Origin of the sequence: Amnibacterium sp. (assembly GCF_051956055.1) — a bacterium.
GTDB lineage: Bacteria > Actinomycetota > Actinomycetes > Actinomycetales > Microbacteriaceae > Amnibacterium.
Map to the genome: position 1 here is coordinate 20,744 of NZ_JBQCGC010000070.1, position 7,415 is coordinate 28,158.

At 74.2% G+C, this 7,415-nt stretch carries 8 protein-coding genes; 3 read left to right on the plus strand and 5 right to left on the minus strand.

The window, feature by feature from the left end:
* Window positions 1-50 precede the first annotated feature (50 nt).
* The 3 genes from ACTHLI_RS09960 to ACTHLI_RS09970 all read right to left on the minus strand — a co-directional run bounded on the left by ACTHLI_RS09960 (window position 51) and on the right by ACTHLI_RS09970 (window position 2,735).
* The gene (locus tag ACTHLI_RS09960) at window positions 51-704 is read right to left on the minus strand and encodes a MazG family protein (protein WP_440183213.1); all 654 of its coding nucleotides are present in this window, start codon (window positions 702-704) and stop codon (window positions 51-53) included.
* Window positions 701-2,140 carry an MFS transporter gene (locus ACTHLI_RS09965; RefSeq protein WP_440183214.1) on the minus strand — a complete coding sequence of 480 codons (1,440 nt, stop codon included), beginning with the start codon at window positions 2,138-2,140 and terminating at the stop codon, window positions 701-703. Before ACTHLI_RS09965 ends, ACTHLI_RS09960 begins: the two co-directional genes overlap by 4 nt.
* A gap of 97 nt (window positions 2,141-2,237) precedes the next feature.
* The gene (locus tag ACTHLI_RS09970) at window positions 2,238-2,735 is read right to left on the minus strand and encodes a GNAT family N-acetyltransferase (protein WP_440183216.1); all 498 of its coding nucleotides are present in this window, start codon (window positions 2,733-2,735) and stop codon (window positions 2,238-2,240) included.
* Window positions 2,736-2,811: 76 nt separating this feature from the next.
* Between ACTHLI_RS09970 and ACTHLI_RS09975 the strand changes: the two genes are divergently transcribed.
* Window positions 2,812-3,273, plus strand: coding sequence for a hypothetical protein (locus ACTHLI_RS09975; protein ID WP_440183218.1), 462 nt, complete (start codon window positions 2,812-2,814; stop codon window positions 3,271-3,273).
* A 5-nt stretch (window positions 3,274-3,278) separates the two neighbouring features.
* Here ACTHLI_RS09975 and ACTHLI_RS09980 read toward each other — a convergent pair whose 3' ends face one another.
* Window positions 3,279-3,779: a hypothetical protein gene (locus tag ACTHLI_RS09980; RefSeq protein WP_440183219.1), complete on the minus strand. Its 501-nt coding sequence runs from the start codon at window positions 3,777-3,779 to the stop codon at window positions 3,279-3,281.
* Between the two features lie 36 nt (window positions 3,780-3,815).
* On the opposite strand from ACTHLI_RS09980, the gene ACTHLI_RS09985 reads away from it, so the two are divergent.
* On the plus strand, window positions 3,816-5,192 hold the full coding sequence (locus ACTHLI_RS09985; protein ID WP_440183220.1) for a serine hydrolase domain-containing protein: 1,377 nt from the start codon (window positions 3,816-3,818) through the stop codon (window positions 5,190-5,192).
* 30 nt (window positions 5,193-5,222) lie between these two features.
* Here the strand turns inward: ACTHLI_RS09985 and ACTHLI_RS09990 are convergent, their stop codons facing one another.
* Window positions 5,223-6,674: a cation:proton antiporter domain-containing protein gene (locus ACTHLI_RS09990; protein WP_440183221.1), complete on the minus strand. Its 1,452-nt coding sequence runs from the start codon at window positions 6,672-6,674 to the stop codon at window positions 5,223-5,225.
* Between the two features lie 121 nt (window positions 6,675-6,795).
* On the opposite strand from ACTHLI_RS09990, the gene ACTHLI_RS09995 reads away from it, so the two are divergent.
* The coding region (locus ACTHLI_RS09995; protein WP_440183223.1) for a hypothetical protein at window positions 6,796-7,415 on the plus strand (620 nt) is incomplete at its 3' end.

The following is a 7,415-nucleotide window of genomic DNA, read 5'->3' on the forward strand; positions in this document are numbered from 1 at the left end:
CGCGAGCTCCGGCAGGCCGGAACGGCCCCGGAGGGCCTGCCGAAGCGAGATCAGCCTGCCGAGGTGCTCCCGGAGGGGCGCTCGGCCTCGCGGATCCGGGAGGTGAGGCGGCGGAGGGCGCCCCGCAGCGCGCGTTCGGCGTCGAGACCGTCCGCCGCCGCGGCGATCACCGTGTCGAGCAGCAGGTCGCCGAGCGCCTCCTCGTCGTCCGGCACGGCGCCGCCCGGGCGCAGCTCGAGCCCGGCCCGCGCGGCGCGACCGACGAGCTTCTCCGCGAGCAGGAGCGACGGCATCTGCATCGGCACGCCGTCGAGCACGCTGGTCCGGTCGGCCTTCTCCCGGCGCTTCTGCACCTCCCAGAGCTCGACGACCGCGTCGGCGTCGGCCGCCTGCTCGTCGCCGAACACGTGCGGGTGCCGCCCGATCATCTTCGCCGCCGTGTCGCGCGCGACGTCCTCGATCCCGAAGCCCTCCCCGGGCGTCGCGGCCGCGAGGTCGGCGTGGAAGAGCACCTGGTAGAGCACGTCGCCGAGCTCCTCGCGCATCGCGGCGGCGTCGCGGGTCTCGATGGCCTCGACGAGCTCGGCGGTCTCCTCGATGAGGTAGCGCACGAGCGACTCGTGCGTCTGCTCCGCGTCCCACGGGCACCCGCCCGGGCCCCGGAGGCGCGCCATCACCGCGACGAGGTGGTCGAGCTCGCTCACGCGGGCGCCTCCGCGCGCTCGGTCGCCGCGGCGTGCTCGGCCCGGAAGGACGGCATGAGCGCGGCGACGACGAGGGTGAGCGCACCGGCGACGACGACGCCGACGAACACCGCGGTGGAGGCGCTGCTCACCGCCGGCGCGCCGGTGCGGCCGTGCAGCACGCCGTTCGCGATCGCCCCGAACACGGCGACCCCGAGCGCGGACCCCACCGACCGGAGGAAGGTGTTCGACCCGGTGACCACCCCGCGCTCGGAGAAGCCGACGCTCGACTGGCCGGCGATGAGCGAGGGCGTCGCGACCGTGCCGAGCCCGAGCCCGACGACGAAGCACGCCGCCCCGGTGGCCCAGATGGAGGCGAGCGGGGCCGTGAGCACGACGGCGATCGCGCCGAGCAGCGCGACCGACGATCCGATGAGGGCGGTCGGCCGGAAGCCGAGCCGGAGGTAGATGCGGCCGGCGTTCGACGCCGCGATCGGCCAGCCGAGCGTGAGCAGGGCGAGCGCCAGCCCGGACTCGAGCGGCGTCGCACGGCCGACCGACTCGAGGAAGTTCGGCACGTACGAGGTCAGCCCGAGCAGCAGCGCGCCGACCCCCGCGCTGATGAGCCCGGTGGTGAGCAGGAGGCGGCGGGAGAACACCCAGAGCGGCAGCACCGGCTCGGCGGCCCGTCGCTCGACGACCACGAACGCGCCGAGCAGCACGACCGCGAGCGCGGGCAGCCCGATCCCGGGCACGGAGGCCCACGGCCACGCCTCCCCGCCCTGCAGCAGCCCGAGCAGCAGCGCCGTCAGGCCGGCCGTGAGGAGCACGGCGCCCGGTACGTCCACGCGATGGGAGGCCCGGGCACGGGTCTCGTGGTAGCGCCGCACGAGCAGCGCGGCGGCGATGCAGAGCGGGATGTTCACGAAGAAGATCCACCGCCAGGAGACGAACTGGGAGAAGACGCCCCCGAGGGTCGGCCCGACGACGGACGAGATCGCCCAGACGCTGGCGAGGTAGCCCTGCGCCTTCGCGCGCTCGGCGACCGTGTAGATGTCGCCCGCGACGGTGATCGAGGTCGGCATGATCGCGCCGGCGCCGAGCCCCTGCACGGCGCGGAAGACGATCAGCAGGAGCATCGACGGCGCGAAGCCGCAGAGGATCGACCCGAGCAGGAACATCCCGATCCCGTAGAGCAGGAGCGGCTTGCGCCCGACCGTGTCGACGAGCTTCGCGTAGATCGGCACGGACACCGCCTGCGCGAGCAGGTACACGGAGAAGAGCCACGGGAAGGCCGAGAAGCCGCCCAGGTCCTGCACGATCGACGGCACGGCGGTGGCGAGGATCGTGGAGTCGATCGCGATCAGCCCGGTGGAGAGCATGAGCGCCAGGAGGATCGGACCGCGCTCGGATCGCAGCCCCACGTCGCGGCGGCTGATGACAGGTTCTGCACTCATCGAGATCCCCAAGCCGCCCGGACGAGCCCGCATTCCCGCGCCGGAAGGTGTTCCTCGATCCGGGGGTCTGCGCGCATCCCCGGATCGAGGAACACCTTCACGCGACGGGGGCGGCGAGGAGGGCGACACGGTACGCGCCGCCCTTGGTCTCCTGCTCGCCGAGCTTCTCGAACCCGAGGCGGGCGTGGAAGGCGAGCGACGCCGGGTTCTCCGGCCGCACGTTGACCTCGCAGTCCACCTCCGCGCGCCCGAACTCGCGGGCCCGGGCGAACGCCGCGTCGTAGAGCGCGCGGCCGATGCCGCCGCCGCGCCGCCCGTCGGCGACGACGATCCGGTCGACGTAGACGAAGGAGTCCCCGCGGGCCGCGAACCAGCGGTAGTTCTCGCTCGCGTAGTCCACGCCCGGATCCATGGCCAGGAGGAAGCCGGTGGGGTGACCGGGCTCCGTCTCGGCGACCACCGCGAGGCTCGCGACGGTGACGAGCTCCCCCAGCTCGTGGAGGGTCGCAGGCGGCACCGCGGGCACGGCCGCGTTGTTCATCGCGAGGACCGCGGGGAGATCGAACGCTTCGAGGGGTCGGACGACGACGGGCACGGCCGACCACGATAGGCGGCCGTCCGCCACCGCCGCCTCCACGCCGCCGTTCGGGCGGGACACCGAGAATGCCGGGGTGTCCAGTCGTGCGCTGCGCCTCCTCGCGACCCTCGCCGCGGTCGGCGCCCTGGTGACCGGGTGCTCGTCGCGCCCGGCCGTCCGCAGCACCTCCCAAGAGCCCGCCGCCACGCCCACGATCACCCCGCTCGTCACGCCGACCGTCGCCGCGGACGAGGTGGTCCGGTCGGTGCTGAGCGGCGGGACCGTCCGGGAGGGCACGGGCGCGATGCCCCGCAGCGGCGCGCTCGCGGTCGACGTCGGCTGCTGGGGGGCGGACGGCAGCACGATGACGTGGCGGCTCGTCTCGGGCGACGGCGCGGCGCTCGGGCTGTCCGGCACCGCGGACTGCTCGGGGCCGCCGACGACGTCCTGGCTCGGGATCACCTCGGCGACCAGGCCTCCCCAGGTGCGGGTCGTGCTGCACCCGGGCTCCGGCGTCGTCTCCGCCTACGCGATCGTGCGGCGCGGGACGCCCTGACCGCGTCAGTGCGCGAGCAGCTCGAGCCCGACGACGGCGAGTCCGAGCGCGAACTCGGCGAGCAGCACGATGCCCCGCTGCAGGGGCCGGAGGGGCAGCCGTCTGACCGCGAGCCAGCCGACCGCGACCAGCGTGAGCACGAGCACGACGACCGACGAGAGCAGCGCTGCGTCGAGGGTGAGCACCCCCACCGCCGCCAGCCCGATGAGCACGACCGGCAGCACGAGCGTCTCCGCGGCACCGAGCACGACGATGAGCATGTGCCGCAGCTCGTGCGCGTCCGGCAGCGCGCGGTGCACCGTGATGTGCGCGACGACGTCCGCGAGGAACACCGCCAGCAGCGTGCCGACCACCGCGACCGCGAGCGTGCTCGCCGCGCGACCGGGCGTCAGCCGATCGACGTCGGCGCGCAGCGCGAGCACCACCGCGAGGGCGGTGAAGGTGATGTAGACGCGCTCCTTGAGCTGCGCCGCCCGGAGCTCGACGTCGGGTTCGCGGTCCGCCACCCGGCCATCCTGGCGCGCCGATGCGAGGATCGGACCGTGCCGTACCGCACCGACCGCCTCCCACTCGCCGCGCCGGCGCTCGAGGAGCTCGCGGCCGCCCGCGTGCGGGACGGCAGGGCGCCCGCTTCGGCCTGGGCGGTGCTGGGCCCGGAGGGGGTGGTGGCCGCCGGGGCCGCCGGGGACGGCGTCGACACGCGCTCCGCGTTCCGCGTCGCGTCCTGCACGAAGAGCTTCACCGCGGCGACGCTGCTCACGCTGGTCGAGGAGGGCGCGCTCTCGCTCGACACCCCGCTGACTGACGTGCTCGACGCGACCGTGCTCGGCGCCTCCCGCGCGCCCACCCTCGGCGAGCTGGCGTCCATGACGGGCGGCATCCCGATCGACGATCCCTGGGCCGACCGCCAGGAGTCCATGCCGGCCGCGGCATTCGATCGGCTCGTCGCCGACGGCGTCCGCGTCGTGACCGAGCCGGGCGAGCGGTACGAGTACTCGAGCTTCGCCTACGCGATCCTCGGCCGGGTGCTCGAGCGCGTGACCGGCACGCCCTACCCGCAGCTCGTCACCGAACGCCTCATCGAGCCGCTCGGGCTCACCGGGCTCGCGTACGACCGCTCGGTCGACGCGCGCGTCGTCCCCGGCTACGCGCGGGTGGACGGCGAGTGGGTCGAGCAGCCGTGGGCGGAGCCCGGCGCGTTCTCCGCGCTCGGCGGCGTCATCGCGACGCCGACGGCGCTCGCGACCTGGGCGACGTGGCTCGCCGCCGCATGGCGCGACGGCGCCGACGACGCCGTGCTCCCGGCGGCGCGACGCCGCGCGATGCAGGAGCCGCGCGCTGCCGTGCCGGGTTCGCCGACCACCTCCTACGGCCTCGGGCTCGTCGTGGAGGAGGACCCGCGGCACGGTCGCGTGATCAGCCACTCCGGCGGGTACCCGGGGTTCGGCGCGAACATGCGCTGGCATGCCGAGAGCGGCATCGGCGTCGTCGTGCTCGAGAACGCGCGGTACAGCGGTGCGACGCTGCCCGCGACGCAGGCCCTGAAGCTGCTGCTCGACGGCGCGGAGGACCAGGAGGCCGCACCGCGCCTCTGGCCCGAGACCGCAGCGGCACGCGAGGTGGTCGAGCGGTTCCTGCGTTCCTCGGACGACGCCGGGCTCGGGTCGATCGCCGCGGACAACCTCGCGCTCGACGAGTCGTTCGCGCTGCGCCGGGCGCACGCGGATCGACTCCGCGAACGGGTCGGCCTGGCGCCGGACGCGCCGATCGCGCCGCTCACCGCCTGCGCCCCCAGGAGCGATTCGCCCGCGCACCTCACGTGGACCGTCGACGGCACGCGGGGCCGGATCCGGTGCGAGATCCGGATGACGCCCGTGCGGGAGCCGGCGCTGCAGACGCTCCACCTCCGGCTCGGCTGACCGCGGCCCCTCCGCAGCCGGCCCGGCCGGTCAGGCCCTCCGGAACAGGTCCGCGGCGTCGAGGTCCGGTTCCGCGAACGCGAGCACCTCGTCGCCGGCCGCCAGCCGGGTGCCGCCCCGGAGGGGCACGGAGGCGCCGTCCCTGCGGACGAGGCTGATCCAACCGTGCTCCCCGAGCGACAGGTCCGCGATGGTCGCGCCCTCCGCGGGCGAGCCGGACGCGACGACGAAGCGCTGGAGGTCGGCGGGCTCCTCGCGGAATCGGAGCCCCGCGACGTAGGGCTCCTGCTCGACGTCCTGCATGGGCACCTTCAGCCAGCCGGCGACCGGCGGGATGAGGCCGCCCTGCACGACCACCGAGATGATCACCACCACGAAGATGATCGCGGCCAGCCGCGCTGCCCCGGGCACGTCCGCGTCCCGGATCAGGATGCCGAGCAGGATCGGCACGGCGCCCTTCAGCCCCGCGAACAGCACGAACCCCCGCTCCCCCCACGCGAGTCGGATGGGCAGCAGCAGCGGCCCGACCAGCACGGGTCGGATGACGAGGATGAGCAGCACGGCGAGCACCACGCCGGGGATCCAGACGGCGGGCTGGATCACGTCCGTCAGGGACACCGACAACCCGAGCACCGTGAACGCGATGATCTCGGCGAGGCTCGAGAGCCCGCTCGCGAAGCGCCGCACCTCCAGCTCGTACGGCGCCCGGTTGTCGCCGACGAGGATGCCCGCGAGGAACACCGCGAGGTAGCCGGAGCCGTGGAGCAGCGTCGCGGCCCCGTAGATCAGCGCCGCGAACGCGATCGTCCGCAGCGGGTAGAGGGCCTCGTTCGGGAGGCGCACGCGGCGCTGCAGCCAGCCGAGCAGCAGTCCCCCGCCGGCCCCGACCGCGATGCCGACCACCATCTGCAGGAGGAACTCGCCGACGCCGCCCACGACCGCGCCGGCCCCGGTGCCCGCGGCGAGCAGCACGCCGAGGAGCGCGATGCCGACGGGGTCGTTGAAGCCCGACTCCCCCTCCAGCAGGGTGCCGCTGCGCCCCTCCACCTCCTTGCGCCCGAGCACGGCGAACACGACCGCCGGATCCGTCGGCGAGAGCGCCGCGCCGAGCAGCAGCGCGGCCTGCCAGTCGAACCCGAGCAGGAGGTGCGCGACGAGCGCGACGGCCGCTGCGGTGAGCGCGGTGCCGACCGCGCCGACGAAGGTGATCGGGCCGGCGGTGGAGCGGAACCGCTTCCACCCGATGTGCATCCCGCCGTCGAAGAGGATGAGGATCAGGCACACCGTGACGATGCGCTCGTCGACGACGAGGGAGATCCGCCCGAGCTCGGGGTAGAGGTTCGAGATCGCGGCCGCGGCGACGAGGAAGAGCGCGGGTGCCGGCACGCGGATGCGGCTGCCGAGGGCGTTCACCGCGATCGCGGCGACCAGCGCGAGCGCCGCGACGAGCACGATGAAGGCGAAGGTCTCGGTCTCGCTCACCGTCCGCGCCCGCCGTGCATGGCATCGATCGTAGGAGGCGCGCCCTGCCCGAGGGCGGCGTGGCCTAGGCTCGATGCAAGGGGAGCCGGGAAGCCTGGTCGGCACGACTTCGGTCGTTCACGTGACGACAGGACCCCTCATGGTGCAGACCCTGCCCCCTGCCATCGGACCACGCGCGATCGCCGTCGCGCTCGGCCGCAACTTCCTCGGCGCGTCGCCCCGCTGGTACAAGATCACCGTCGTCGCGTTCCTCGCGGCGAACCCGTTCGTGCTGCTGCTGGCCGGCCCGTTCGTCGCCGGCTGGCTGCTCGTGCTCGAGTTCATCGTGACGCTCGCCATGGCGCTGCGCTGCTACCCCCTCCAGCCGGGCGGCCTGCTCGCGATCGAGGCGCTCGCGCTCGGGATGACGACGCCCGGGTCGGTGTGGAACGAGACGCGGGCGAACCTCTCCGTGCTCCTCCTCCTCGTGTTCATGGTCGCGGGGATCTTCTTCATGCGGGACCTCCTGCTCGTCGTGTTCACGAAGCTCGTGGTCGGGATCCGCTCGAAGCTCCTCCTGTCCCTGACCTTCACGGGCGCGGCCGCGGTGCTGTCCGCGTTCCTCGACGCGCTCACCGTCGCCGCCGTCGTGATCGCGGTGGCGACCGGCTTCTACACGCTGTACCACCGGTACGCGTCGGGGGTCGGACAGGAGGAGACCCACGACCACGAGGACGACAGCCGCGTCGCGGACGCGCACCG